Consider the following 26537-nt stretch of genomic DNA (forward strand, 5'->3'; position numbering starts at 1 on the left):
CCCGCCGGTTCAACCGGGTCCCCGGGGCCGCCCCGCGTGTCGAGATAGGACAGTCACCGGCCGCGGCTGGTCCGCTCCACTGTGGTGCGTCGGCTGGGGTGTGTCGACTGTGGAGCATCAACCGGGCTGGGCGGCCGGGCCGGAACTCGCGTCGAGGGCGTCGAGGACCGCTTCGCCGTTCGCCCGCGCCCACTCGGTCAGCACGTGGATCGGCTCGATCAGCGTCGCACCGAGCGGGGTGAGCTCGTACTCGACGCGGGGCGGCGCCTCGGCGTAGGCGTGGCGCCGGACCAGCCCGTGCGCCTCCAGCCGCCGGAGCGTCTGCGTGAGCACCTTGCGGGAGACGCCGCCGATCAGCCCGGCCAGCTCACCGTGGCGCACCGGGCCCTGGCTGAGGCCGTAGAGCGCGACCGCCGTCCACTTGTCGGCGATCAGCTCGAGGGCCAGCCGGGCCGGGCAGTCGGCGAGGAAGGGATCACCCGGACCGAAACCGCTCATGGCGCCCAAGGTACCCGGAGGTACCCGTCGCGGACCTAGCCTGGGCCACGTTCCCCCGAAAGACCAGGAGCGTCATGCGAATCATCACCCAGCACCAGCTCGGCGGCCCCGAAGTGCTCACCGTCGAAGAAGCGCCGAAGCCCCGGCCGCGACCGACCGAAGTCCTCGTCCGGGTCGAGGCGATCGGGCTCAACCCGCTGGAGGCGCGGCTGCGCGAAGGCGAGTTCCCCCTGCTCGGCCCGCCGCCGTTCGTGCTCGGCTGGGACATCAGCGGAGTGGTCGACCAGGCGCAGACCGGCCGGCTGCGGCCCGGCGACGAGGTGTTCGGGATGCCGCTGTTCCCCCGTGCGGCCAACGCCTACGCCGAGTTCGTGGCGGCCCCGGCCCTGCACCTGGCCCGCAAACCGGCGGCCCTTTCCCACGCCGAGGCCGCGGCGCTGCCGATCGTCGGGCTGACCGCGTGGCAAGGTCTCGTCGACCTCGCGCGCGTGGGCGAGGGCGACCGCGTGCTGGTCCACGGCGGTGGCGGCGGGGTCGGCCACGTCGCGATCCAGATCGCGAAGGCGCTCGGCGCCCAGGTGATCACCACCGCCGGCGAAAGCAAGCGCGAGTTCGTCGAGGGGCTCGGCGCGGACGAGGTGATCGACTACGCGAAGACCGACTTCGCCGAGGCCGTGCGCGAAGTCGACGTCGTGCTCGACACGCTCGGCGGAGACACGGCCGAGCGGTCGCTCGGGGTGCTGCGCCCGGGCGGGCACCTGGTCACAGCGGTCGCCGACGAGGACACGGAGCTCGCGGCCCGGTACGAGGCGGCCGGCCTGCGCTTCAGCGGGATCGCGGTCGACCCCGACCCGTCCGGTCTGCACGCACTCGTCGGCCTGGTCGAGCGAGGCGCGCTCCGGGTCCACGTGCAGGAGGCGTTCCCGTTCGAGCGGGTGGCCGACGCGCACCGGCGGCTGGAAGGCGGCCACCTTCAGGGCAAGCTCGTACTCACCGTCTGAAGCCGTTGCTTCTCGCGCAGCCGCGGCCGGTCCACCGCTCGAGTCCGCGGTTCCACCGCGTCCGGGACGGACTCGGGCCGGTGCGCCGCGCGGGCCGCCCGGTATCCGCGGCGGGGTTCAGCCGCCGGGTCCGGTGAGGACGGTCCGATGTGGATCGTCGGAAGGCACCCACCACCGCGGCGCGGGCGGCGCGGTCCAGCCCCGGCCCCGGGCGAAGGCGAGCAGGGAATCGACCGCGTGACGCACGGATGCACGATCGTCGCCGGCGCGGTGCAGCAGGGACCAGGTCCACAACGGAACCGGCGCGGCGACCGGGCGGTGGGCCAGGCTCGGCGGGGTGGGCGCGGGGTGGCGCTTGGGCGAGGCGAGCACCGGGGCGTTCAGCCGGCGCACGTGGTTGTGGAACGCCTCCCCCACGATGCCGCCGTCTTCGATCCGCACCACCGCGGCCCCGGTGTGCCCGGCGAACTCCTCGGCGAAGCGGTTCCACGAGGACCACGCGTGCTCGTCGAGGTCGACCAGCACCGACAGCCCCGCCGCCGGAACGGGCCCCGCGGGGGTGCTCGCGGGAGCCAGCGCGGCCAGCGGCTGCACCCGCAGCAGGTGCGCCGCCAGCCCGCGGGCCTCGGCGTGGCTCCGGGTCACCCAGGCCAGCGCGAGGTCGAGGCTGCCGTCCGCGACCCGGTCGGCCTGGGTGTGCGAGGGCAGGACCCAGCCGTCCGGGCGCAGCCCGGCCGCGGGCCCGGCGAGCGCCTCGACCTCGTCCGGCAGCCAGCTCACGTAACCCAGCCGCAGCGGCGTCGTCTCCGCCGCGCGGTCGCGGACCCGGTGCGCCGCGCCCTCGGCCAGCGCCAGGATCTGCCGGGCGTCTTCGAGCAGCACCCGACCGGCCTCGGTCAGCCGCACGGTGCGCCGGTCACGCGTGAACAACTCGGCGCCGAGTTCGCGCTCCAGCGCCTGGATCTGCTGCGACAGCGCCGAGCCGGAAATGTGCGACCGCTCCGCCGCCCGGCCGAAGTGGAGTTCGCGCGCGACCGCCACGAAGTACCGCAGCTGCCGAAGTTCCATGACTGCCGAGCTTAGGCCCCGTCCCGCCGGTGTTGCCCGCGCGACACCGCGCCGGACCGGGCCCCGCGCGACCAGCGGTGGGAAGCGGGGCTTAACAGTCCTCGGAACTAAGTGCTGGACCGACGTTTCGCGGACGGCTTGGCTGAAGGGGACCAGCCGCGGGGCTCCAGGCCAACGCGTGACGAGCCGGGGGAACGGGAGCACGGATCCGGATGAGCAGCAGCACCACCACTCCGCTCGGCCCCGGCAGTGCCCGCGCCGCGTGGGCACTGCTCGGGCCGGGCGCCGCCGCGCTGGCCGCGAGCATGGGCGTCGGCCGGTTCGTCTACACGCCGATCCTGCCGCTGATGACCGCGCGGGCCGGGCTCAGCGCCGCCTCCGGGGCGTCGCTGGCCACGGCCAACTACCTCGGCTACTTCGCCGGCGCGCTGCTCGGCATGTTCGCCCCCGCGCTGACCCGGTCGGCGAACGCCTACCGCGGTTCGCTCGTGGTGCTGACCGGGTCACTGGCCCTGATGCCGGGCACGGACTCGGTACCGGCCTGGTTCGGGCTGCGGCTGCTCGCCGGGGTGGCCAGCGGGGTGGTCTTCGTGTTCGCGGTCAACTCGACGCTGAGCCACCTGCGGGACCGGCCCCCGCACCTGACCGGGTGGGTCTTCGGCGGGGTCGGCCTCGGCATCGCCCTGTCCGGGGCGGGCGTGCTGGTGATCCGCTCGGCCGGGGACTGGCGGACGGCCTGGTGGGCCACCGCCGCGCTGTGCGGCGTCTTCGCGATCGCCGCCTGGCGGTTGCGCCCGGAACCGGCGCCGGGCCCCGATCCGGCGGCACCGGCCCGGGCGCCCCGCACCCACCGCTGGTTCTTCACCCTGCTGGGCAGCTACACGCTGGAGGGCGTGGGGTACATCATCGCCGGCACCTTCCTGGTCGCGGCGATCAGCCAGCGCTCTCCCGGCGGTCTCGGGGGCGCCGCGTGGATCCTGGTCGGGCTCGCGGCCGCGCCGTCGACCGTGCTGTGGTCCCGGCTGAGCCGCCGGTGGAGCCGGCCGGGACTGCTCACGACGGCGCTGCTGGTCCAGGCGGCCGGGATCGCGCTGCCCGCCCTGCTCGGCGGGACCGCGGCCGCGCTGGCGGGCGCGGCGCTGTTCGGCGCGACCTTCATGGGCGTCGGCACCCTGGCCCTGACCACCGACGCCCACCTGCGGTTCCCGCGCTCGGTGGCGCTGCTGACCGCCGGCTACTCCCTGGGCCAGGTGCTCGGCCCGCTCGTGTCCGGACCGCTGCTGCGCCACGGCTACCAGCAGGCGCTGGTGCTCGGCGCGCTGATCGTCCTCGCCGCGGCCGCCGCGGCCGGACTGCTGCGGATCGGCTTTCCGCGCCCGCCCGCCCGGTAGCGGATCGGCGCCCGGTCCGCGGGCGAAGGGTGGGCGTGGTGCAGCGTTTCGCCGTGGGGACCACGGGAGTCACCGGTCGCAATGGCCTCGGCAGGATCTCTTCGGTCAGCCGCTGGAGGTCGCCGAGGGTCTTGGCCGCGGGCACGTCGCGGAACGGGGGCCACAGCAGCGGCACGGTCGGCCTGGCCTCCTGGCCGCGCTCGAGGCTGTCTTCGATCTGCCGGGCGCTGCCTATCCTGGAAGCGGCCGGGCACCCCGGGGTTGTGAATCCGGTGGCCCCGCGAGATCACCGGCAACCCGTCGGGCCGATCGCTCACCGTGCCCTCGTTCGCCGGTGGTGCCGGGGTGGGCTCGGGTAGCTGCGGCCGCGAGCCCGATCACGGCACCGGCGTCGCGGTGAAAATGCCGCTGGGCGTGCACGGATCCTGGGTGTTCGTGCAGGTCACAGCCAGGGTGACGCGCTCACCGGCCGGGATCACGGGGGGCGCCTTCGGGCGGAAGGTCAGGCGGCCGTGGCTGTCCTGGCCGACCTGCGCCAGGGTGAACGTGCCCACCACCGCGTCCTCGTGCCGGATCTCGACCTGTCCGGTGTCCGCGGCCGGGTCGCGCAGCACGACCGAGGTGATCGCGTAGGCCGGTCCGGGCGGCACGACGTAGGAGAACAGCTGCGGGCCGCCGCCGACGTTGGGGTAGGCCTCGGTGCCGATGGTGAACGTGGCCGAAGTGGTGGTGACCGCGCCGGCGGCCTGGTCGCCGGGCCCGGCGGTGGAGCTCGGCGGGGGCGTGGCCGAACTGCTCGAGGACGGGGGCGCACTCGAACTGGTGGTGGTCGAAGGCGGCGCGGAAGTGGCGGAGGCCGCCGAAGCGACCGTCGGCGAGGGGCCGGCGACCGAGACGGGCCGTTGCCGCAGCAGGGTGGTCGCGATCAGCACCAGGATCAGCAGCAGCGCGAACAGCAGCGGGAAGAGCCAGAAGAGCCGGCGCGGGATCAGCGGGGACTGCTCGAACACGGCCTGGAGCTCGATCGGTTCCGCGTCCGGCGGGTGCAGCCGGACCACGAACGGCAGCCGCCGGTTCTTCCCCCTCCAGAAGTACTTCTCCGGCCGGGCGACGACGCGGACGAAGTGCGCGTCTCCCGGTTCCAGCACCGGATGGGCCGGGCGCACCCGGAAGGTCAGCTTGGCGTCCGGATCGGCCGCGCTGACCGTGACCGCGTGCGGGTGGTTGCCCAGGTTGTCCACGGCCAGGGTGTGCCGCCCGGCCCGCCGCCCGGACGAGGTCACCGGCACGATGTCGGCCTCGTGCTCGGTGAACGGCCCGACGGTGACCGTGCCCTCCTGCACCACCGAACCGGCCGGGTCCTCCCGCGAAGACACCACCAGCGCGAACGGGTGCTCGCCGGCCGGCACGTCCGGGGCGCGCGGGGGCACGAAGGTCAGCTCGACGCCGACTTCCTGCTGCGGCATGAGGTTCGCGCGCTCGGGCTTGATCCGGGTCCACTCCCCCGCGTCGCCGCGCACCTCGAACCCGAACTGGTCCACCACCGCCGAGGTGTTGCGGACCAGCACGTGGCACCGGGCGGCCGCACCGGGAGCGACCTGGATCTCGGTCGTCCGCAGAGTCGCGCTCACCGCCATGGGTCCAGCGTGCCCGGGGCGGGGCGGGTGGTCAGGACGGCTCCAGCCAGTCCCCCGGGCCGGGATCGGCTGGCCGCGCGGGCAGAACCCGTGCCCTCACCGCTGCCCCGAAAGGCAAGCCGGCCGGGCGCAGCGCGAAGCGGCGACGCGTCGGCCGCCGCCGCTTCGCGCCGTGTTTCACTTGAGGGCGAAGAACTCCATCTCGCTCATGGCGACCGTGTCCGGGTCCGTGCCGCTGTAGACGTCGATGACCTCCACCGTGACCGAGGTGACCAGGGTGCTGTTCTTCAGGTCGAGCGTCTGCGGGCGCGGGCTGTCCTCCGGCAGGATGTTCTCGCTCTTGCCGGTGTTGTAGGTCAGCCGCAGGATCGAGGGCCGCCCGTCCCGGGCGAACGCGTCGCTCGCGCCCGAGTGGAGGATGATGCTGCGCAGCAGGTAGCTGTCGCTGAACCGGATGGTGAGCTTGGGTTTCCGCCCGGACAGCGAGCCCGCCCAGTAGGTGTCCTGGTAGGTGTCCACGAGCAGGGTGGGCCCGTGGCCGGGCAGCGCCGAGTCGGCCTGCACCACCGACGGGCGGACCGGGTCCAGCGTGGGCACCACCTTCCGGTAGAGCGCCACGGAGTTGTCGATCACCGTGGACCGGAACGGCGGGTAGAACGCGTACAGCAGCCCGATCAGCACGCCGAGGGCCAGCAGCGCCGCCCGCAGCCGGCGCAGGGAGTGCTTCCACTGCCACCTCCGGTGCTCTCGCGTGCCCCTCTGCCCCGGCCGGGTCCCGGCCGGGTGCCGCTTCGGACGGCGGCGGAACATCCGCCGCCACCAGACCAGGCGGACCGTCCCCGCATCGGCCAGCGACTCGCCGCAGCGGCTGCAGAAGTGACGGGCCGGCGGGTTGCCCTCGCCGCAGAGCGCGCAGACCAGGTCCCCCGGCTCCAGCCGGCGGCTGGGCTTGGTCCGCACGATCGCCCGGGTCTTCTTGATCGCCGGGGCCGGAGCCAGCTCGGGCGGCTGCTCCGGCCGCGCCTCGGCGAACCCGGCCACGGGCTGGGCCAGCGAGGCGACCAGGTCCGGGTCCACCACCCGGGGGGACGGCGGCGCCGGTTCGGTGGCCGGGGCGGGCTTTCCGGGTGGAGGCGGCGGTGTTCTCCCCGGTGTGGAAGGGGCCGGCGGCCGCGCACCGGGCGGGGCTGGTGGGGCTTGGGCTGGGACCGGGCGAACCGGCGGCGGGGGTGGAGCAGCACCGGGAGGCGCCGGGGCAGCCGCCCTTCCGACGGCCGCCGAAAGCGAGGCTTCACCCGGCGGCACTGGGGGAATCGCCGCGCCACCACCGGAGGAAAACGCGGCCTGACCGAGCGGGGACGGAGGAACCGCCTGGCCCGTAACGGCAAACGTCGCGGCCTTGCCCGGCGGCGCCGGAGAAACCGCCGCGCCACCACCAGAGGAAAACGCAGCTTGACCGGGCGACGCCGGGGGAACCGGCTGGCCCGTAACGGCAAACGTCGCGGCTTTGCCCGGTGGCGATGGGGGAACCGCCGCACCACCACCGGCTGCAAGCGCGGCCTGACCGGGCGGCGCCGGAGGAAACGCCCGGGCCGTAACGACAGACGGCACGGCTTTGCCCGGCGGCGCCGGAGGAACCGCCGCGCCATTACCAGAGGAAAGCGCAGCTTGACCGGGCGGCGCCGGAGGAACTGCCCGTCCCGCAACCGCAGACGGAGCGGCTTTGCCCGGTGGCGCCGGAGGAACGGCTTTTCCCGCGCCGGGTGGCGCGGGTTTGACCGGCGGCACGGCTTTGCCGGATCCCACCGGCGGCACGGCCCGGCCGGGCGGAACCGGCGGCACCGCCTTGCCCGCGCCCACCGGTGGCACGGCCCGGCCGGGAGCCGGGGGCCGCGCGCTGGTTTCCTCCGGTTCCGGAACCGGGACGGTCCCGGCCGACCAGGCCGCCACCGCCGTGGCCGCAGGGACCGGTTCGGGGGGTTCCACGTAGGTGCGGGCGGGCAGCCACGACCGGGCCCGGCGGCACACGCGCTGCCACCAGGTCAGCCGTTCCTCCACCGCCGGCGGGGGCTCCTCCACCACGACGATCACCTCGGGCGGCGGCGCGACCCGCTCGCCGTTCCACTCCAGGAACTTGCCGCAGTCCCCGCAGAACGCCGAGCTGTCGTCGTTCTGGTTGCCGCACATGGTGCAGACGATCACCGGAGCACCTCCAGGGTGTGGCGGACGTGCACCGGCTTGGCCGCGCGGATCACCGCGGCGACGGCGGCGTCGGACAGCGAGGGCGGGTGACGCGGGCGGACCACCACCCGGACCCAGTGCTCCTGGTCCGCCGCCGGCTCCGGCCGGGGCCGCAGCGACCAGGAGGTCCCGCCGCTCTCGGTGACCTCCACCTCGCCGTCGACCACCACGGCCAGGTGACGGCGCAGGCCGGCCAGGGTGCCGCGCATCCGGAACAGCTCCACCGCCTCGGCGACCACGGCGCGCTGCGCGGACAGCGGCCAGCTCTCGTCCAGCAGCACGCCGAACCAGGTGGACAGCCAGCGGACGAACTCCTCCGGCGCCAGCAGCGGGTCGAGGTAGGCGTGCACGCAGTCGATCGTGGTGATCAGCGACGCGAGCACGTCGTCGAACCCCTCGGTCCAGCGGACCGCGACCGGGCTCTGGCCGTACACCGCGGGCAGGTAGCCGATCAGCGGGTACGGCGAAGGCAGCGGTGGCTCCCGCCGTTCGAGCGCGGTCACGACCGCTCCACCCGGACCTGGTGGTCGTAGGAGAAGACCAGGCCGCCGGGGCCGACCGGGAGCCGGGTGACCTCCCGCCCGCGCTCGCCGGTGATCGGGTTGGCTCCGTAGAGCCGCACGTCTTCGACCACGTCGACCCCCTGCACCGACTGGAGCAGCGCGAAGATCTCCCCGTGCGACACCCGCCGCCCGAACTCCCAGCCCGCGCCGCCCGCTCCCCCGGTGAGCGGGTTCAGGTAGCCGTAGAGCGCTTCCAGTGCCCGCGTGCGGATCTCCTCCGGTTCGAGCCGGGTGCGCGCGATCAGCCGCGCCACCACCGTGATCCCCCGGTAGCGGGGCGGCTCGACCTGCACCCGGGTGCCGACCAGCCGGACCTGCTCCAGCCGTTCGGCGATCCGCTCCAGCGTGCCCTCCGAGGGCACCAGGTCGGCGAACAGCAACTGCCCGTGGTGGTGGGCCGCGGCCGGCACCGCGAGCACCTTGACCGCGCCGCTGGGCACGCCGTCCTCGCCGGCGGTGAAGCAGTGGATGCGGGCGACCTCGGGCGCGGCCTCCATCGCGATCGCCTCGTAGTCCTCGGCGGTGACCGCGCGGCTGCGGGTGCGCAGCATGATCGGGCCCCGGGCCTTGGCCTCGTCCAGCGTCTCGCCGTCCACCCCGCCCGCGGAGGGCTGCAGGTTGGCCACGCCCGAGACGAACGGGATCGAGGCCTTCAGGGTGTCCACGGCCAGCCGGGCCACGTTCCCGCGCACGCCGCCGCCGCAGTAGTAGCGCCGCATCCGGATCAGCGATCCGCGCGGCGGTGCGGCCCCGTACCGGCGCAGGCTCCGGTCCGGCATCCGCACGGCCGGCCCGAACTCGACCTCGCCCGCCACCGAGTCGAGCACGAAGTGCCGGTCCTCGGGGCCGCTGGCGGCGAAGTTCTCCACCCGGGTCCACTCCTGCCAGCCCGTGTCCGCCGAGACCTCCAGCGCGGGCGCGTGCGCCCCGCCGAGCACGGGCGAGCGGCCGAGGCGGAACCGCTGCCCGGGCCCGCCTTCGGACTCGCCCAGCTCCTCGAACTCGACGATCTCCCCGTGCAGCGCCCCGGCCGTGCCGCCGACCGTGGCCGCGGCGAGCGAGCGCACCACCGGCGACGAGCTGTAAGCCGGCTGCCCGGGCAGCGGCTCGACCACCCGGACCCGCACCCAGGCCGCCCGCTGGTCCTCGATCACGCTGCTCTCGTGCCCGGCCGGCACGTGGATCACGATCCGGCCCGAGCGGTTGAGCCCGCCGGTCTCGTCCGTGGTCACCGGGCACCCGGTCCAGCCGCCGCCGGTCCAGGCCTCCCACACCAGCGGCGGGTGCAGCGGGTTGACGCCGACCCCGGCGCACTCGCCCAGGAAGTCGATCCGCACCGCGCAGCTCGGCGCCGGCTCGACCAGCCCGAGCAGCAGCGCGTCGTCCCGCTGCGGCGGCTCGTCGAACGCGGCGAACTCCTCCCCCGACTCGAAGGCGCGGGTCCGGTCGTCGCTGGCGACGTCGCGGCCGGTCCGGCGGCGCACCGCGCCGATCGCGGTCGGCCCGATCGGCAGGTCGGCCAGGGTGGAGAAGACGATCGACTCGTCGCTCTCGGTCCGGGTGGTCGAGACCTTCGTGCCGGCCCGGATGACCAGCGGCGCGCGGGCCGGGGTGGACAGCCAGAAGGTGATCGGCGCCTGCGCGGGCGTCGGCGGCAGCATGCGCAGGCCCAGCAGTTCGAGGAACTTCACGTAGAGCCGGTCGGGCACCCGGTTGAGCCGGTAGCACAGCTGCTCGGTCATGAACGCGAAGGTCTCGATCAGCGTCACGCCCGGGTCGGACACGTTGTGGTCCGTCCACTCCGGACACCGCTGCTTGAGGTGGCGCTTGGCCTCGTCGACGAACTGCTGGAACCGGCGGTCGTCCAGCCGGGGGGCGGGAAGCGCCATCACTGCACCTCATCCGGGATGGTGTAGAAGGGATGCACCAGGTTGCGCTGGTCGTTCTCGCCCTTGACCCGGTAGCTGATGTCGATCAGCAGCACGTTGTCCTGGTCGCCGTGCGGGCGGACCACCACGTCGCCGATCGTCACGCGCGGTTCCCAGATGGTCAGCGACCGGCGCACCTCGCCCTCGATCCCGGAGAACACGGTGGGGGTCGCGGACTCGAAGACGAAGTCCCGCAGCCGGGAGCCGAACTCGGGGCGGAACGGCCGCTCCCCCGGGTAGGTGGACAGGACGATCGCCATGGCCTGCTCCAGTTTGCGCGGCCCGCCCATGGTGGCGATGGTGCCGTTCGCGGTGACGGCCAGCGGGAAGGACCAGCCGCGGCCGATGAAGTCTTCGTCGTTCACCCTTTTCGCCCTCTCAGAGCGGGATCGGCACGCCGTTGACGGTGGGCACGCCGAGCAGGTTGATCAGCGGCGCGTCCAGCGTGATGGCCCCGGTGGCCTTGATGATCAGGTTGACGCCGCCGTCGATCAGCATGGTGCCCCCGGCGCCGGCGCCGATGTTCACGAAGCCGTTCTCCGCGACGATGTTGATGTTCGGGACCGGGATGGTGGTCACCCCGGGCACCGCGCTCGCGGTGAGGTCGACCCCGCCGCTGACCTGGTCGACGGTCAGCCCGATCTCGCCGCCCTGCGAGCCCACGCGGACGGCCGAGGCGATCGCGCCGACCCCTGGCGGCACGGCCTGGACCCCGGCCGAGGCGGTGCCGCCCCCGGCGTCGACCGGCTGCCCGGCCACCGCGCCGGCGTCGGCCGCGGAGGGCAGCGGCGGGATCATCGGCACGTCGTAGAACAGCAGCGCGTTCCCGGTGCTGGAGACGAACCCGCGGTGGTGGACCTCGCTGACCAGTCCGGGCACCAGCGTCGCGCCGGACACCGACTCCACCGCTTCGTTGCCGAGCTCGTGGCCGGCCTGGCGCCCGGCCTGGCCGCCGAGCATGCCGCCGAGCGGGCCCGCCATGGGCAGCAGCGCGGAGCCCACCGCCGAGCCGACGGTCTCCGCGGTCAGCCCGATCGCGCCGGTGGCCAGCCCGCCGAGCCCGCCGGCGAAGATCGGCCCGGACTGCGCGATGCTCCACGCGGTGAAGTCGTTCATCATCGCGCCGAGCACGTAGGCGCGCCGCACGTCCCCGAACTCGAACGCGACCAGCACCTCGTCGCCGATCTCCGGCATGAAGATCGCACCGCTGCGCGGACCGGAGCAGAACTGGACGTTCGGCGCCCAGTCGGTTTCGAAGGCCGGCGAGAGCCACGGCAGGGTGACCTTCATGCGGCCCTTGCCGAGCGGGTCCGCGCAGTCGCTGACCACGCCGCAGACCACCCCCTCCAGCACCGGGTTCCGCGCCGAGCCGCGCCCGGCCTTCGAAGTCAGGCCCAGCACGGTGCGGTCCTGGCGCCCGTGGGCGGAGAAGATCACGCGGTAGCCGAACTCCGAGTCGTCGAACACGTGCCGGGCCCGGGAAACCTGCCAGGTGCCGGAGAAGATCGCCTGCACGCCCTGCACGTCGATGGTCGAGTTCGGCTGAATGGCCGCGTTGCCCTTCACCTCCCCCTCGCACTCGGCGTAGGTGCTGCCGAAGTCCGTGGCCACCGCGGCCGCGGCCATCGGGCCGGTGGTGGCCATCGTGGTGGTGTCGGCCAGCGGCCGGTCGGCCACCACGTGCGCGGTGGGGCTCGGCGGCGGCCCGAGGAAGCCGACCGGTGAGCCCACCAGTCCGCCGGTCGCCTGCGACAGGGTGTCGGTGACCGCGTCCTCGGCCGCTTCGGCCCCGGCGGAGACCCCCGTGGGGCTGAACGAGGCGAACGTGCCCTCCAGGGCGTCGGCCGCGCCGCGCAGCCGCGCCAGCGGGCCGCCGGCGGTGAACTGCCCGCCCATCGACAGCGCCGACGGACCGGAGTCGATCGGGGTGTCCGCGTTCTGCGCCAGCGCGGTCCGGGTCATCGGGTCCCACACGCGGACCTCCACGTCCGGGGTGACGTTGGCCCCGGAGACGCGGGGGCGGAAGCCGAACAGCTCGTCCGGGAAGGTGACCGGGATCGTCCGGGCTTGATCGAGCAGTCCGGCGGCGGCGCTGCGCAGCAGGCCCGACGGGTGGCCACCGGCCGCGAGCAGGCTGAGCGTGGCGGGGCGGAAGAAGAACAGCCCGTCGGCCACCCCCATCTCGAACCCGATCTCCCGGGCCCGCCCGTCGAGGAACTCCCAGTCGGTCTGGTTCACCTGCGCCAGGTAGGGGTGGGTGGTGCTGGTCGCCTCCACCAGCCCGAGCTCCAGCCCGGCCTCGCCCGCCACCTGCCGCGCCACGTCGGCGTCGGTGACGTTGACGAAGCTGCGGCTGCGCCGCGCCCGCTGCAGCCGGTGGGCGCCGGTGTACCCGCGCACCACCGTGCGGATGGTGATGCCGTCGATCTGCCCTTCGATCGCCGTCGCCTCGCCGACGATCAGCGTCCTCGCCACCCCGTCCTCCCCGGCCCCGGCGATGGTGATCGCCGAGCCGATGGTGATGCCCGCCTCCGCGGTGGTCTGGCCGGTCATGTCCAGGAAGGTCAGCTCGAACATGCCGGGCAGGTGCAGGTCGTTGTCCACCACGACCCGCAGCAGCCGGGAGGCCAGCCCGTCGGGCAACGGCACCCCGTCGACCACGACGGCGGGCTTGCCCGTGGGCTCGGTGTTGGCGATGCCCTCCCCGGGATCGGTCACCGGGTCACCTCCGCCCCGGCCTCGTCCACCGGGGGCAGCGCCAGCGTCCGGCCCGGCCGGACCCGCAGCGGGTCGTCGATCCCGTTGGCCTCGGCGACCAGCCGCCACGCGCCGGGCGAGCCGTAGGCCCGGTGGGCGATCTGCATCAGGTTCTCGCCCTCGGTGACCACGTGCCGGGTGCGGCCCGGCCGCCCGCCCGAGGTCGGGTTGGTGAACGGCGGGTCTTCGCAGTACTCGACCAGTTCGAGTTTGAGCTTGGCCCAGACCGGGGTGCCGGTGAAGTCGAACCGCTGGTAGTCGACGGTGACGCCCTCCAGGTTGACCAGGCAGTTGTGCAGCGGGGCACCGAGGCCCCACATGAACCGCAGGATCGGCAGCCGGTAGTAGACCAGCTTGCCCGGCCGGGCGGTCACGCCGGACCGGTGGGTGGAGGAGGGGGCCGGCACGCTGTTGCTCCCGCCGCCGCCGAAGCCGTCCTTCAGGGCGTTCGCGCCGCTGGTCTTGATCAGCTCGCTGAGCGCGTTCGCGTTGCCGTACCGGGACGCGGCCGCCGCCGAGATCGGCTGCTTGAACGGGGTGGCCCAGTCGACGAGGGTGGAGATCACCACGCTGGTGATGCCGGCGCCGGTCATGGACACCTCGCCCAGGCTGAGCCGGCGGTTGCTGGTCGCCTTCAGCGCGTCCTGGAACGACGTCGCGATCACCCCGCGGTCGCTCTCGGTCTTGTTCCGCTTGGTGAAGGAGACCGATTTCGGGTTGAGCGAGAACGAGATCGGCAGGCCGCCGTGGTAACTGTCCGCGGAGGTGACCACCGGCGAGAGCGAGGCCGGCACGTCCCCCATGCCCAGCCCGATCAGCTGCCGGCCCACCTGCAGCGCCGTGCTCAGGCCGGAGGCGTTGACGGTCTTCTGGTTCCCGATCGAAACGTTCATGGCAGCGGTAGCCCTTCCAGGTCGAGGAAGCCCTCGTGGTCGATTTCGAGCCGCTCGATCGCGACCTTGCTGTCGCCGGCCGACAGCGACGGCCCGTACCAGCCGGCCGGGTAGGCGTTGCGCAGCGTCCAGGACGAGACCTCCTGCCACTGCGAATCGAGCAGCCGGATGGTCATCGAAGGCCCGAAGCCGAGCACGCCGCCGAGCGGGTTGGTGCCCGGCTGGGCCCACGGCCGCCACCAGGTCTCCAGCCATCGGCGCACCGACGCGCTCCCGGACCGCTCCATCGCGCGTTCCAGCTTCACCGTCGAGTAGCTGATGTCGGCGAACAGGATCCGCTCGTAGGAGTAGTTGCCGGGGTTGTAGGCCTTGTGCACCTTGGCCTTGGCCTCGAGCCCCTTGCACGAGGACCAGAGGCCGAGGTCCAGGTCGCCCGCGTCGACCTGGAACCGCATGGCCATGCCGAGGGCGGGCGGCGCGTCCGGAGTGGGCATCGGATTCTCCTGGGGGTGGTGGTCAGGCCGGGTGGGCCTGGTTGGCCGCGCTGAGCAGGCCGGAGTGCACGACGGTGAGCGTTTCGGCGTAGACCTTGGCCCCGCCGGCGTCGAAGCCGGAGATCTTCCAGTTGATCGGGAACATCTCGCGGATCGTCCACTCGAGCACCACGGCGCCGGTGGCGTCGACGACCTGCAGCGCGCCGTCCTCGGGCACCCCGCCGGTCGAGTGGACCTCGTTGAGCCAGTCCTGCACGGCTTTCGTGCCGACCGGGTCGGCGGCGCGGGTGAACCTGACCGGCTCGTACTTGGCCACCCCGGCGTACTTGAAGTACCGGTCGGAGTCGCCGACCCAGTGCTCGGCCCGGTCCCACTTGACCTCCAGGTCCGAGGCGCCCGACCAGGCGCCCAGCTCCCGCGAGCCGGTGCGCACCACGAACTGGTGCGCCGTGCCCTGGGACAGCACCACGGAATTCGCTGCCGTGTACCGCATTGCGCCTCCTCAGCGGAAGTCCATCAGCGTGCCGGACCGCTCGCGCTCCACGAGCACGTCGAACCGCAGCCGGGGCAGCAGGGTGTTGTAGAGCCGGTTGGAAAGCTCCTCGAAGTGGTCCGGGTCGTCGAGGTCCATCCAGCGGCGGGGCGGGCTGTCGGCCAGCGCGCCGAGGATCTCGGCCAGGCACGGGGCCGGCTGTCCCCCGTCGGCTTCGCGCGGGTCCGGGCCGCCGGGGTCTGGGCCGCGCGGGTCCGAGCCGCGCGGGTCCGAGCCGCGCGGGTCTAGGCCGCCGGGACCAGGGCCATTGGGATGAGGGCCATGGGGACCGTTGCCGCCGGAATGGTTGCCGCCCGGATCGTCACCACCGGGACCGCTGCCACCCGGACCGCTGCCGCCGGGACCACTGCCGGCGGGACCGCTGCCGGCTCGATCGTTTTCGCCCGGATCATCGCCTCCGGAGTAACGGCCACCCGGATCGGTGCCGCCGGGGCGGGTTCCGTTGCGGCCCCGGGGTTCACCGCCAAGCCGTCGGCCGAATTCCGTCGGCGTCCGGGCGGCCAGCGCGCGGATGCCCTGGGGTGAGACGTCCGGGACCTCGTGCCAGCCCTCGGGTTCACGGCCGCTGCGGCGGCGGCGCTCGATCATGGCGGCGAGGTCGGGGATCTCGTCCCAACCGGTCTCGAAGCCGCCCTCGCCGCTGCTCTCGTCCCGCTCGACCTGGCGCCGCAGGCGTTTGCGGCGGCGGGCCTTGTCGAGGTCGCTCTCGTCGACGTCCTCGTCGAAGTCGTCCTCGGGCTCGTCGTCAAGTTCTCCGTAGCCGAGGTCTTCGTGGCCCAGGTCTTCGTGGTCTCGGCACGCGAGTTGCACCGGCGCGTGGCCGCGAACCACCGGCGGCTCACCGATCGTCCCCCCGGCCACCCACTCCTGCACGATGACCGCCTCGGCCTCCAGCCGCCGTCCGGCCGCCGTTTCGGGACCGGGGAGCGCCGCGCCGAACCTCCGCTGCTGCGCGGCGTGCGTCAGCTCGTGGGCGAGCAGGGGGGCGGCGTCCCCGGACTCCAGGGGCCCGGCGCTGTCGGGCAGGTGCACGACTTCCGCGGCGGTGTAGGCGCGGGCCCCGAGGTAGCGGGCGGCGAGCGAGACCTCCCCGCCCCGGCGGACGCGGACGTCGGACAGGTCGATGCCCAGTGCGCGTTTCATCGGCGCGATGAGCGGAGCGGGGACGACGGTGTCCACGATCGCCTCGGTGGCCCGGCGCAGCATCGCGGTGGCCCCGGCGGCGAGCTGGGGCCGAGCGGAGGGGACGAGCCGCGACGGTCCGGTCGGGCGGGCCACCACGGGCGGGCCGGAGCGGCGCGACGAGGTCGGCCGCCTGGTCAGAGGCGTCACGGCCGGGGTGAACTGCTGCGGCGGGACGGTGCCCGGGAAGCCGGACACGCTCGGGCGGGCGGCCGGCGGAGTCGGTGTGGCCGGACGAGCGGTGTGGACGCGGCTTTCGTTCTTAGCGGGCGGTGTCGGCCCAGGCACGGGAGCGACACCGGTCGCGGACGAGCCGGTCGGCTGGGCCGGTCCTGCACTGAGGGCAGCGTCCAGTGGGAGTGAAGGCTGGGCGACGGGCGGATTCGGTGGCGCGGTGGGGGAATTCGCGGGCTCGGACGGGTGGGGGGCATCCGGCCGCTCTTGTGCTGCGGCGGAACCGATCGGCTCAGCCGGACGGCCGCCGGATGCCGGTTCACCTGCGGTAACCGGGGTGAGCAGCGGAACAACTGGTCCGGTGCGGGTCGGCTCGGTTTCCCGAACCGCCGGATCGGGACGACGGACCGGGTGGTCCGGCGGCCCGGCGGAGGCAGTCGTCAGGACGCTGGGCCCGGGCGGTCCGGCAGAGGGCGAAGCCGATTCTGCCGCCATCGGAGCCGGGCCGTCCGGATCCGGCCGCCTCGGGGATCGCGGCCCACCCGGCCCCCCAGCCGAGGACGGCGATGCGGCGACTGGCGAGTTCGGCGCAGTGCGGCGAAGGGCCTGGGCTGCACGGAGAACGTCGTCCGATGCGGCCCTGCGGGCGGGTTGGCTCGCGGCGGAAGCAGCCTCCGGTGCGGCGTGGTGGATGGGCTGGGCCACACCAGGAACGTCGCTCAGCGCGACCGGATGGGCTGGCTGGATCACATCGGGGACGTCACCCGGGAAAGCGTTCTGGATAGACCGCGCCACACCAGAATCATCACTCGATATCGCCCAGCGGGTCGGCTGGAGTGCATCGGGAACGTCACCCGGGGCAGCGTTGTGGATGGACCGCGCCGCACCAGGGTCGTCACTCGGTGCGGCCAGATGGGTCGGCCGGATTGCATCGGGAACGTCACCAAGGACAGCGTTCCGCACGGACCGCGCCACACCAGGGTCACCACTCGATACCGCCTGGTGGGTCGGCCGGACTACATCGGGAACGACGCTCCGTGCAGCGTTGTGGATGGACCGCGCCGCACCAGGGACGTCGTTCGGTGCGGCCGGATGGGCTGGCTGGGCTGGATCGGGAACGTCGCTCGGAGCAGCACTGTGGACGGTGGTGGGCGCAGCGGGGATGGGCTGGAAGCGGGGCGGTTCGGGCCGGGGGTCGACCGGTTTCGGCTGGGGCGGGCCGGGACGATGGGCTGCACCGGTGAGCCGGGTCGGCGGGTGACCTGTCCCCGCCGGGGAGTCGCCGGCGGGGGCAGGTTCGGCGGAGCCACGGGCGGGATCACCGGACATCCGGCCGTTCGACGGCTCACGAGTGGTCCCCCGGTTCTCCCCCGCCGCTTCCGGTTTGCCGGAGGGTGAGGACGGCGTCGTCTGGCTCGCCGGGAAAGGGCGCGGCGGCGCCGGAACGACGACCGCCGGGGACGCGTCGACGGGTGCGGAAGCCCGGAGGGTTTGCGAGTCCGTCACCAGGCGAAACGGACCAGCCGGGCCGTCCGGGCGGTGCTCCGGCGGCTCGCCTGGACCGGTGGCGGCGGGCAGCCCGGCCGGGCTGCCCGGATCAGCCGCGCCGAACGACCCACCCGCGTTTCCGGCGTCCGGGACGGCAGCCAGCTCAGGAAGGTCACCAGTATCGGTCACCGGGGCCTCGCCCTTCGGCGCACCGGCGGCCGCGACCTCGGGCTCGCCGCTCGGCTCGGCCGGGCCGGTCACCGTGGGCTCGTCGACTGGCTCACCGAAGTCGGCAACCCCGGGCCGATCCCCCGAGTCACCGAGACCGGCATTTCCAGACGTGCCGGAATCGGCAACCTCGGACTCGCCCCCACCAGCAACCTCCAGCACGCCGATCAGCTCGCCGAGACCGGCAGCTCCGGACCTACCGAAATCGGCAACCTCGGACTCGCCCCCACCAGCAACCTCCAGCCGGCCGATCAGCTCGCCGAGACCGGCAGCTCCGGACCTACCGAAATCGGCAACCTCGGACTCGCCCCCACCGGCAACCTCCGGCAGGCCGATCGGCTCGCCACGGCCGGCGGCTTCGGGTCCACCGCTCGGATCTCCGACATCCGCAACCTTGACACTCCCCGGCGGCCCGCCACCCGCAACCTCAGCCACCCCACTGACACCCGCAGCCTTGACGTGCCCCGCTGACTCGCTGACAACCGTCATCTCGGACGGCCGGTCCGACTCGCCGGTCTCAGCGGCTTCGCGTCGGTCAGCCGCATCGCCGGGGGCGGCAGTTTGGGGCCGCCCGTTCGGTTCGTCGCGACCGGCGGCGCCAGGCTGTCCGGCGGCGCCGCTGTGGTCGGCGGCGGCGAACTCCGCAGCCGGACGCGCGCCATCCCCACCACTGTCATCGGCAGCAGGCGGCGTCTGCGGCTGCGGCTTCGTGATCCCGAGGCCCAGACGACGGCTCTCCGCCAGGGAAGCGCGCCGTGGGCGGGATTCCGGTGGGGCGGGGTGCGGGAGGCGGTGGACCGGTGGGTCCAGAAGCGGTTCCGGACGAGCCGGGCGCCGCGCGGGGCGATGAGACGGCTCCGGGCGGGGCTCGCGGTTCACCTCGGCGTACTGCCTCGCGAGCTGCCGGTCCTTCTCCTGGTAGCCCAAGTGGACCAGGTCCGACGGCCGCCAGGGCACCTCGGGCGCCCGGGGTTCGGTCACCTCGGCCACGGTCAGCGGCGGCCACCCGGGACGCGCCGGCCTGGACGGGATCGCCCGGGTCGGCACCGGCTCGGGCTCCGGTGGCGCGGTGTCCGCCACCAGGTCGACCAGATCGTGCCGAACCGCTACCGCGCTGACGATTCCCCCCACCCGCCCCGAAGGCCCGGCCACCTCCGCCGGCTCCGGGAGCAGGACAAGCCGGTGGAGCACGCCGATCGGGTCGCCGGTGACGGTCAACGGCGCCCGGGTGGCCAGAGTGGGCCGCAGCCGCGCCACCGAACGCCAGGCCGGACGGTACCGCACCCCCGGCCCCTCGGAATCCACTGTGGACGATGCATGCAAATAATCCACAATAGACATTTTACCGTCCACGGCAGACTCCGGGCGGCGAGCACGCCACGGCCAGCGGGCCATCACGGCCTCCCTCCTCCGACGGGAGACCTCAGTCCCCGTAGACGCGGGCGTCGAGCGCCCCGATCTCCGCGATCACCCGGGCCCGCGTGGCGTGGTCGAGGTCCAGGATCGACTCGAACGACCAGTGCAGGTGGTAGGCGATGTACACGATCTCCTCCCACAAGCGGTCCACCGGCCGGCTCAGCGCCGGCCCCGCCGATCCCGTCACGACGGCGCCGCACCCGCGACGTCGACCAGGAACCGGTGCTCGCACTCCGGGCAGGCCACCTCGGCCTCGGTGTGGCCCTGCTGGTTGACCCGGCGGTACAGGTCCTGCAGGAAGGCCAGGTCCGAGGCGAACAGGTGCTCGACGACGAACCGGTCCACCCCCGCCAGCGTGCCCAGCCGGGTCACCGTCTGCGTGATCAGGTACACCGACAGGTACGCGGGGTTCTGCCGCACCAGCGGCTCGGCCTGCGCGACCAGCTCGTCCTTCGCGGTGGCCAGGCGCAGCAGGCCGTCGCGGTGGAGGTGGCCCTGCTCGTCGACGTACCCGCGGGGCAGCGCGAACGGGTATTCGGTGCGCAGGGCGGGATGCTCGGCCACGGCGGTCACCGGTTGCCGCCCGCGCCGTTCTCCAGGTCGATCTGCTCGCACACGAGCGTGACCGTCGCGACCGCCGCGTCGCTGCCGCCGGCCTTGAAGTTGCCGACGTCCAGTTTGGACGGCCACGCGTTGAGCAGGTGGTAGGTCTGCTTCACCGCGCCGGTCGAGTCGAGCAGCAGCAGCGAGCAGCTCTTGCGGCCGGTCGGGTCGCCGCGCAGCACCTGCTGGTGCCAGACCCACAGCGTCTGGTCCTGGTCCACGCCGCGCTTGAGCGTGACCGTGGCGGGCTTGGTCCGTCCGTACACCTTGGACAGGGAGACGCCCATCGAGTTGCTGGACAAGTACTCGGTCACCTCGACCTCCGAGGTGATGCCCGAGAGCTCGGAGAAGGCGATCCCGTTGCTGGTGGTGTTCCCGTCGAACTGGATGACGAACCGCGCGGCGCTGACCAGGGTGTTGGTGGTGTCGAGATCGGCGGTCTGGGAGCGCTGTCCGGTGGGTGCCATGGTTTGTCCCTCGTGAGTCGGCGAACGGGTGGTCACTCTTCGAGCGCGGCGCCCTGGGGCAGCTGCGAGATCTGGAACACGACGAACTCGGCCGGCTTGACCGGGGCGATGCCGATCTCGATGAACAGGTGCCCGGCGTCCCGCGACTCCGGCGGGTTGTTCTCCTCGTCGCACTTGACGTAGTACGCCTCGGCCGCCGAACGGCCGGCCAGCGCGCCGCTGCGCCAGATCCGCTGCAGGAACGAGCCGACGACCCGGCGCACCGCGGTCCACAGGTACTCGTCGTTGGGCTCGAAGACCACCCAGCTGGTGCCCTGCAGGATCGACTCCTCCACGAAGTTGAACAGCCGGCGCACGTTGATGTAGCGCCACTCCGGGTCGCTGGAGAGGGTCCGCGCGCCCCAGACCCGGATGCCCTGCCCGGGGAACGCCCGGATGCAGTTGACCCCCAGCGGGTTGAGCAGCTCCTGCTCGGCCCGGCTGATCGCGGTCTGGAGCCCGACCACCCCGCGCACGACCTCGTTCGCCGGGGCCTTGTGCACGCCGCGGTTCTCGTCGCTGCGGCCCCAGATCCCGGCCATCTGGCCGCTGGGCGGGATCGTGATGACGCTGCCCGAAGCGGGGTCGAGGGTCTGCACCCAGGGCCAGTACAGCGCCGCGTACTTCGAGTCGTAGCCCGCGACCTCGGAGCGCCAGTCCCGCATCTGCTGGGAGTTGAGCCCGGGCGGCGGGTCGAGGATGGCGACCCGGTCCGACATCAGCTCGCAGTGCGCGATCATCGCCAGCTGCACGGCCTTGACCCCGTCGGCGTCGATCTGCCCGCGCTGGTAGGCCGACATCAGGTCCGGCGCCAGCACCATGGTGATCTCGTCGATGGCCTCGAAACCGCCGATGCCGGTGCGCTCGATCGGGTCGCCGACGTAGGCCGAGGCCAGCACCGGCCCGGGCGCGGGCTCGCGGGTGGCGAGCGCGGTGGTGGTGTCCTTCCGCGGCGCGCTCAGGGTTTCGCCCCGCGCGTGCTCGAGGGTGATCAGCTTCGACTGCTTGGCCACCACGGCGGCCACGTTGTTCGGGCCGCGCTTCACGGTGACGTTGTCGAAGGACTCCTCGACTTTCCCGTTGCGCAGCACGTCGAGGCGGAAGTTGCCGTCCGCGGGCTCGCCGGCCTCGGCCACCGCCACGGTCAGGTCCTCGCCGGCACCCGGTGCGATGGCCCGGACCGCGAAGGCCGGCCGCCCGTCGCCGCCGGCCGCGGCCGGGATGACCGCCTCGCCGATCGGGGGCGGCGAGCTCTCGCCGGCCTCGCCGGGCAGCCGCAGGACGTAGGCGGAGCCGCCGCCGTTGAGGAAGAACGCGTAAACCGAGTGCGCGAGGTAGACGCCCTCGACGAAACCGCCGAAGGTGCGGGTGAACTGCGTCCAGTTGGTGATCAGCGTCGGCTGGGAGAGCGGTCCCTTCTCCGCGAACCCCACGAAGCCCGCGACCGCGGTGCCGACGCCCTCGATGGGCCTCGAACCCGACGGCACCTCCTCGACATACACCCCTGGTGCCAGATAATTCGCCATCGAGTCTCCCAGTCCGAGCGGTTCCGAGATGAGCAGCTGCGTTCAGGCTGGCAGCCGCGGGCACCGTTGCCAGGGGGCCGGCGCGCACTGTCGCGGACCACCTCCGGCTGCCCTCCGGGGCAGTCCGGCATGGCCGTGGGACCGGCCGCGGCGGCGCTGACCGGGCCCCGGGGCACGGTCGAGACTCGGGACGTGCTGGCTGACCTGGCTTCCTCCCTCCGCGAATGGCTGACCGCCGAGCTGTCGCCCGGCACGGTGATCGGGTTCGACCCGCCCCACGTGCTCGCGGGCATGCAGCGGCGGCCGCAGCGGGCCGGGATCGTGAACGTCTTCCTCTACGGCATCACCGAGGACCTCGACGGCATCCCCGCGGCCCCGGTGCGCGTGCGCGACGACGAGGGCCGGCTCACCGGCACCGCCGCCCCGGCCCGCAACTACCACCTGACCTACCTGGTCACGGCGTGGGCGGCGGGCACCGAGGAGGAGATCGAGCTGCTCGGCGCGGTGATCGGCGCCCACGCGGAGACCGACGCCCTCGGCGGGGAGCACCTGCGCGGCTGCCTGCGCGAGCTCGGCACGTCGCTGCCGGTCCGGCTGGGCTGGGCCCCGGGGGGCCGCGGCCACGAGCTGTGGCCGGCCCTGGGCGTGCCGATGCGCACCGCGCTCGACCTGACCGTGACCGCACCGGTCCGGCCGTCGCGGCTGCGCCCGCCCGCGCCCCCGGTGAAGACCGCCGGGCTCGAGGTCCACGACCCCGGGCGCGAGCTCCCGTCCGAGCCCCGGCCCCGGTGGCGCCGGACCTCCATCACCGAGCGCTGACCGCAGAGGGGCCCGCCCGTGTTCCGGTACTCACTCGTCGTGGTCCTGCTGCTGCTGGCCGTGGCGCCCCTGGTGTTCACCCCCGAGCCGCCCGGCGGCCCGAGCGCCGTCGAGCCGGTGGCCCAGGGCGGCTCGGACCCGGTCAGCCCGGTCATCCAGCCGACCTACCGCGATTCGGTGTACGGCGACGTGATCACGGTCGGCAACAGCTCGCTGCGCTGCCCGGCCGAGGGCGAGGTCTCCGGGGACAACGCCCCGGCGACCTGCCGGGCCGCCACCGGAAGCCCGCAGCCCGCCCCGCACGACAACAGCGCCGACAACAACGGCTACTACCTGCACCAGGCCCACGACGACGGGCGCACCGACTCGTTCAACTCCAGCAGCGCCGAAATCACCGTCCCGGCCGGCGCCACCGTGCGGTACGCGCAGCTGAACTGGGGCGGGCACACCGGCAAGGTCCCGGGCTTCTCCGGCGTCAACTGCCTCCCGCCGCTCGGGCAGCCGGGTGAGGCGCCGCCGCAGCCCGCCGCCGCGAGCCCCGACCGGCAGCGGCCCCGGATCTCGCTCGCCGGCGGCCCGCCGCAGCCCGCCGGGCTCGACCCGGCGAACTTCACCACCACCGACGGAATGGCCGAGGGCGGCCGGATCTACACCGACTTCTCCGACGTCACCGCCGCGTTCGCCGGCGCCCCGACCGGGGCCCCGCTCGAGCTCTCGGTGAGCAACGTGTGGGCCCCGTCCGGCCCGGGCTGCGCCGGGGGCTGGTCGATCGTGGTGGTGTTCGACTACGGCCGGCCGCACGCGCCCTACCTCGTGCCCCGGGTGATCGACCTCTACTCGAAGGACCTGCCGCGCAGCTCGGCCCTGTCCGGTCTACTTGAACCGCTGCTGCCCGGCGGCCTGCCCGCGCCGGCCGGGGCGGTGCTGGACGGGGTGACCGGGCCGCTGCCCGGACTGACGCCTTCGCTGACCGGCACCAGCGTGGTGCTGCCCGGTGTCTCCCCGCGCCGCTCGGCCGCGGACGTCGCGGTCGGGCTGACCGCGTTCGACGGCGACCGCGGCCTGGGCCAGGAGACCTTCACCGTCGACGGCACCCCGATGCCCGAGCCGTGCGCGGAGCCGAGCACCACCACCGACTTCTTCCGCTCGTGCGCCGCGGGCGCGATCGACCCGCTCGACCCGGCCGGGCGGACCACGGACAACCTCAGCGTGGACGCCAAGACGGTCAAGCCCACGCTGGCCGACAACGCCGACGGGTCGGTGAAGATCGGGATCGACAGCGCCGACGACTTCGTCGTGCTCCAGAACCTGGTGCTCGCCGAGACCGTCGCGCCCGCGGTCTCGCTGACCATGGCCGGCCCGGCCACGCCGGTCGGCCAAGGCGACCTGGCCGCGTTCGACCTGCGCGTCCGCAACGACGGGGCGCTGCGGCTGACCGATCTGGACCTGGCGCTCACCAGCGGCGAGGACACCGGTGCGGACCCGGGCATCCGCTGCGCGCCGCGCGCCCTGCCCTCGCTGGGCCCCGGCGAATCGGCCGACGTGCGCTGCGTGCAGCCGGCCCGGGTGGCGCCGTCGTTCACCACCGGCGCCACGGTCACCGGGACCTACCTGATCGGCACGACCGGCCGGCGCAGCACCGTGCAGGCCACCGCGAGCGCGACGGTCCAGGTCACCCCGGCGGACTACTCCCTCGAACGGGTGCCGGACCGGCTCGTGGTCCGCCAGGGCGCCAAGCTGAGCTTCGCGGTGCGGCTGGGCAACAACACCACCGGCGACGTGACCGGCCTGGTCTACCGCGACACCGCGGCCCCGGACTGCGCCGCACCGGCCGGCACCCTGTCCCCCGGCACCCCGCTGGTCTTCACCTGCACCACCACCGCCCCCGCGCAGAGCTTCACCAGCTCGGCCGCGATCACCGGCACCGTGGCCGAGGGGACGGTCACGGTGCGCGGGCAGCCGGTCACCACCACCGTCATCGACCCGGCAGTCAGCGTCACCACCGCGGTGGACAAGACCAGCCTCTACCCCGGCGACGCCGTCCACCTCACTTTCGCCGTGCACAACGACGGCGACCAGCCCGAGGAGACGCTCACGAACCTGGTCGCATCGGTGCCGAAGCTGTGCAGCGCGCCGGCGGTCCCGCAGCTCGCGCCCGGCCAGTCGGCGGAAGTGAGCTGTGACGCGCGGCCCACCGACGTCGGCCCGCTCACGCTGACGGCCGCCGTGCGCGGCCAGGACGTCAACGGTGACGCGGTGGACGGGGCCGCGCCGCCGGTCACCGTGACCGTGCTGGCCCCGCTGATCACGCTGACCCAGCAGGCCGACCAGCCGCTGGTCCGGCGCGGCGACCCGGTGAAGATCACCTTCACCGTGCGCCACACCGGCACCGCCCAGGACGGGCCGGTGACCGGCGTCGCGGTGTCCAGCCCGACCCTGCCCGGCTGCGCGCCGCCGCCGATCGCGCAGCTCGCGCCCGGCCAGAGCGCGACGGTCGAGTGCACGGCGGAACCCGGCCGCAGCTTCGACAACCAGGCCACGGCCTCGGCGTCGGACCAGGCGAACCGGCCGATGCGGGTGGCCACCGCCGCGCTGCGGGTCACCGTGGTCAACCCGGCCTTGGCGATCAGCACCACGGCCGACCCCCAGGAGGCCGGGCCGGGCCAGAACGTCGCCTTCTCGGTGACCATCCGCAACACCGGGGACGTGCCGCTGACCGTGGCCGTGACCAACGACCGCGCGCACGACTGCGACTTCACCCTCGGCGGCGACGGACTGCGGGTGGGCGCGGCCAACGGGGTCACCTGCACCGTCACCCCGACCGCGACCGCCCCGGCCGAGCTGACGAACACCTCGTCCTACTCGGCCACCCCCCGGGTCAACGGGACCGACCTCGGCCGGCCGCTGACCGGGACCGACTCGGCGACGGTCACGCTCACCGCCGGCCCGGCCCCGGCGAGCCGCCCGGTCGCCGGGGCCCCCGGCGGGGTGGGACCCGGCGGCAGCGTCGCCGGGAGCACGGGCGGGACGATCGGCACCGGCGGCACCGGCGGCACCGGCGGCCCCGGCGGCACCGTGGGGAAGGCGGCCACCGGTCGCGGCCCCTCGGACCCGGGGAAACTGGCCTACACCGGGGTTCCCCTGGCCGCGGGGGTGCTGATCGGCGGTGGGCTGCTCGTCCTCGGTGGCGTCGCCCTCGCCGGCGCCGCGTACCGGCGGCGGGCCGGGGAGTCACCGCTGCGGCGGTGGTGGCCCGGGGACTGAGGCGCCACCTGCGACGGGACGATGGGGAACCCTGGGTCAGGCCGCGTCGGCGGACCGCGAAGCCGGTGACCCTGCCCGCCATGGCTTCCGCTGAAGGCGACCTCGCCGAGCGGAGATACGGCCCGGCGCAGTGGGTGTCTGACGACCGACCCGGGTCACGGCCGAGCTGTGCGGGCGCGCGATGGGCCTGCGGGAGCGGAACTCGCTGCTGGAGGTCGCCGGGCGATACCGGCACGCGTTCAGCACGGATTACCCGCAATGGCCCGGAGGACGCCGGGTTGCGGATGAACGCCCAGTGGGGGGACGC

Annotated in this window: 21 protein-coding genes; 5 read left to right on the forward strand and 16 right to left on the reverse strand. The window is 73.9% G+C overall.

Translation table 11 applies throughout. The features are described from left to right. Positions 1 to 117: 117 nt before the first annotated feature. Complete coding sequence (locus NYF13_RS19670; protein WP_315658677.1) at positions 118 to 498, reverse strand: helix-turn-helix domain-containing protein; 381 nt, start codon at positions 496 to 498, stop codon at positions 118 to 120. Between the two features lie 74 nt (positions 499 to 572). Between NYF13_RS19670 and NYF13_RS19675 the strand changes: the two genes are divergently transcribed. Further along, complete coding sequence (locus NYF13_RS19675; RefSeq protein WP_315658678.1) at positions 573 to 1499, forward strand: NADP-dependent oxidoreductase; 927 nt, start codon at positions 573 to 575, stop codon at positions 1497 to 1499. Positions 1500 to 1616: 117 nt separating this feature from the next. On the opposite strand, the gene NYF13_RS19680 is transcribed toward NYF13_RS19675, so the two are convergent. Continuing rightward, positions 1617 to 2567 carry a LysR family transcriptional regulator gene (locus NYF13_RS19680; RefSeq protein WP_315658680.1) on the reverse strand — a complete coding sequence of 317 codons (951 nt, stop codon included), beginning with the start codon at positions 2565 to 2567 and terminating at the stop codon, positions 1617 to 1619. Between the two features lie 212 nt (positions 2568 to 2779). On the opposite strand from NYF13_RS19680, the gene NYF13_RS19685 reads away from it, so the two are divergent. After that, a complete protein-coding gene (locus NYF13_RS19685; protein ID WP_315658682.1) occupies positions 2780 to 3958 on the forward strand; it encodes a YbfB/YjiJ family MFS transporter in 1179 nt (392 codons plus the stop codon). A 377-nt stretch (positions 3959 to 4335) separates the two neighbouring features. On the opposite strand, the gene NYF13_RS19690 is transcribed toward NYF13_RS19685, so the two are convergent. The 10 genes from NYF13_RS19690 to NYF13_RS19735 form a co-directional block, all read right to left on the reverse strand. After that, the gene (locus NYF13_RS19690) at positions 4336 to 5595 is read right to left on the reverse strand and encodes a hypothetical protein (RefSeq protein WP_315658683.1); all 1260 of its coding nucleotides are present in this window, start codon (positions 5593 to 5595) and stop codon (positions 4336 to 4338) included. Between the two features lie 177 nt (positions 5596 to 5772). After that, positions 5773 to 6672, reverse strand: a complete 900-nt coding sequence (locus NYF13_RS19695) for an NADase-type glycan-binding domain-containing protein (protein ID WP_315658685.1) — start codon at positions 6670 to 6672, stop codon at positions 5773 to 5775. Positions 6673 to 7793: 1121 nt separating this feature from the next. Beyond that, the gene (locus NYF13_RS19700; RefSeq protein ID WP_315658687.1) at positions 7794 to 8339 is read right to left on the reverse strand and encodes a phage tail protein; all 546 of its coding nucleotides are present in this window, start codon (positions 8337 to 8339) and stop codon (positions 7794 to 7796) included. Beyond that, positions 8336 to 10288 (reverse strand): putative baseplate assembly protein, encoded by a 1953-nt coding sequence (locus NYF13_RS19705; protein ID WP_315658688.1) that lies wholly within the window; start codon positions 10286 to 10288, stop codon positions 8336 to 8338. Before NYF13_RS19705 ends, NYF13_RS19700 begins: the two co-directional genes overlap by 4 nt. Next, on the reverse strand, positions 10288 to 10692 hold the full coding sequence (locus NYF13_RS19710) for a GPW/gp25 family protein (RefSeq protein WP_315658689.1): 405 nt from the start codon (positions 10690 to 10692) through the stop codon (positions 10288 to 10290). The genes NYF13_RS19705 and NYF13_RS19710 overlap by 1 nt, the downstream gene beginning before the upstream one ends. Positions 10693 to 10705: 13 nt before the next feature. After that, entirely contained in the window at positions 10706 to 13045 is a 2340-nt protein-coding gene (locus NYF13_RS19715) for a phage baseplate assembly protein V (protein WP_315658690.1), read from the reverse strand. Further along, a complete protein-coding gene (locus NYF13_RS19720; protein ID WP_315658691.1) occupies positions 13042 to 13977 on the reverse strand; it encodes a LysM peptidoglycan-binding domain-containing protein in 936 nt (311 codons plus the stop codon). The genes NYF13_RS19715 and NYF13_RS19720 overlap by 4 nt, the downstream gene beginning before the upstream one ends. Then, the gene (locus NYF13_RS19725) at positions 13974 to 14471 is read right to left on the reverse strand and encodes a phage tail protein (protein WP_315658692.1); all 498 of its coding nucleotides are present in this window, start codon (positions 14469 to 14471) and stop codon (positions 13974 to 13976) included. Before NYF13_RS19725 ends, NYF13_RS19720 begins: the two co-directional genes overlap by 4 nt. Before the next feature lie 22 nt (positions 14472 to 14493). Beyond that, on the reverse strand, positions 14494 to 14964 hold the full coding sequence (locus NYF13_RS19730; RefSeq protein WP_315658693.1) for a phage tail protein: 471 nt from the start codon (positions 14962 to 14964) through the stop codon (positions 14494 to 14496). 9 nt (positions 14965 to 14973) lie between these two features. Then, entirely contained in the window at positions 14974 to 16404 is a 1431-nt protein-coding gene (locus NYF13_RS19735) for a DUF4157 domain-containing protein (RefSeq protein WP_315658694.1), read from the reverse strand. 1467 nt (positions 16405 to 17871) lie between these two features. Here NYF13_RS19735 and NYF13_RS19740 point away from each other — a divergent pair. Continuing rightward, positions 17872 to 18567: a hypothetical protein gene (locus NYF13_RS19740; RefSeq protein WP_315658695.1), complete on the forward strand. Its 696-nt coding sequence runs from the start codon at positions 17872 to 17874 to the stop codon at positions 18565 to 18567. Positions 18568 to 19519: 952 nt separating this feature from the next. Here NYF13_RS19740 and NYF13_RS19745 read toward each other — a convergent pair. From NYF13_RS19745 to NYF13_RS19760, 4 genes are read right to left on the reverse strand one after another with little or no spacing between them, the layout of a single operon-like run. Next, positions 19520 to 19699 (reverse strand): DUF6760 family protein, encoded by a 180-nt coding sequence (locus NYF13_RS19745; RefSeq protein ID WP_315658697.1) that lies wholly within the window; start codon positions 19697 to 19699, stop codon positions 19520 to 19522. Continuing rightward, on the reverse strand, positions 19696 to 20076 hold the full coding sequence (locus NYF13_RS19750) for a phage tail assembly protein (RefSeq protein ID WP_315658698.1): 381 nt from the start codon (positions 20074 to 20076) through the stop codon (positions 19696 to 19698). Before NYF13_RS19750 ends, NYF13_RS19745 begins: the two co-directional genes overlap by 4 nt. Positions 20077 to 20081: 5 nt before the next feature. Next, the gene (locus NYF13_RS19755; protein ID WP_315658700.1) at positions 20082 to 20582 is read right to left on the reverse strand and encodes a phage tail protein; all 501 of its coding nucleotides are present in this window, start codon (positions 20580 to 20582) and stop codon (positions 20082 to 20084) included. A gap of 32 nt (positions 20583 to 20614) precedes the next feature. Further along, on the reverse strand, positions 20615 to 22147 hold the full coding sequence (locus tag NYF13_RS19760; protein WP_315658702.1) for a phage tail sheath subtilisin-like domain-containing protein: 1533 nt from the start codon (positions 22145 to 22147) through the stop codon (positions 20615 to 20617). Between the two features lie 129 nt (positions 22148 to 22276). Here NYF13_RS19760 and NYF13_RS19765 point away from each other — a divergent pair, with 129 nt between their 5' ends. Both NYF13_RS19765 and NYF13_RS19770 read left to right on the forward strand, forming a co-directional pair. Beyond that, complete coding sequence (locus NYF13_RS19765; RefSeq protein ID WP_315658703.1) at positions 22277 to 22966, forward strand: Pvc16 family protein; 690 nt, start codon at positions 22277 to 22279, stop codon at positions 22964 to 22966. Positions 22967 to 22984: 18 nt separating this feature from the next. Beyond that, the gene (locus NYF13_RS19770; RefSeq protein ID WP_315658704.1) at positions 22985 to 26230 is read left to right on the forward strand and encodes a hypothetical protein; all 3246 of its coding nucleotides are present in this window, start codon (positions 22985 to 22987) and stop codon (positions 26228 to 26230) included. The last annotated feature ends 307 nt before the right edge of the window (positions 26231 to 26537 follow it).

Source organism: Amycolatopsis sp. PS_44_ISF1, from assembly GCF_032335455.1.
Taxonomy (GTDB): domain Bacteria; phylum Actinomycetota; class Actinomycetes; order Mycobacteriales; family Pseudonocardiaceae; genus Amycolatopsis.

Coding starts and splice junctions, on each gene's coding strand:
- NYF13_RS19685 (WP_315658682.1), top strand. CDS start 2,780: ATGAGCAGCAGCACCACCACTCCGCTCGGCCCCGGCAGTGCCCGCGCC.
- NYF13_RS19675 (WP_315658678.1), top strand. CDS start 573: ATGCGAATCATCACCCAGCACCAGCTCGGCGGCCCCGAAGTGCTCACC.
- NYF13_RS19705 (WP_315658688.1), bottom strand. CDS start 10,288: ATGGCGCTTCCCGCCCCCCGGCTGGACGACCGCCGGTTCCAGCAGTTC.
- NYF13_RS19720 (WP_315658691.1), bottom strand. CDS start 13,977: ATGAACGTTTCGATCGGGAACCAGAAGACCGTCAACGCCTCCGGCCTG.
- NYF13_RS19730 (WP_315658693.1), bottom strand. CDS start 14,964: ATGCGGTACACGGCAGCGAATTCCGTGGTGCTGTCCCAGGGCACGGCG.
- NYF13_RS19765 (WP_315658703.1), top strand. CDS start 22,277: ATGGCCGTGGGACCGGCCGCGGCGGCGCTGACCGGGCCCCGGGGCACG.
- NYF13_RS19690 (WP_315658683.1), bottom strand. CDS start 5,595: ATGGCGGTGAGCGCGACTCTGCGGACGACCGAGATCCAGGTCGCTCCC.
- NYF13_RS19755 (WP_315658700.1), bottom strand. CDS start 20,582: ATGGCACCCACCGGACAGCGCTCCCAGACCGCCGATCTCGACACCACC.
- NYF13_RS19670 (WP_315658677.1), bottom strand. CDS start 498: ATGAGCGGTTTCGGTCCGGGTGATCCCTTCCTCGCCGACTGCCCGGCC.
- NYF13_RS19680 (WP_315658680.1), bottom strand. CDS start 2,567: ATGGAACTTCGGCAGCTGCGGTACTTCGTGGCGGTCGCGCGCGAACTC.
- NYF13_RS19760 (WP_315658702.1), bottom strand. CDS start 22,147: ATGGCGAATTATCTGGCACCAGGGGTGTATGTCGAGGAGGTGCCGTCG.
- NYF13_RS19725 (WP_315658692.1), bottom strand. CDS start 14,471: ATGCCCACTCCGGACGCGCCGCCCGCCCTCGGCATGGCCATGCGGTTC.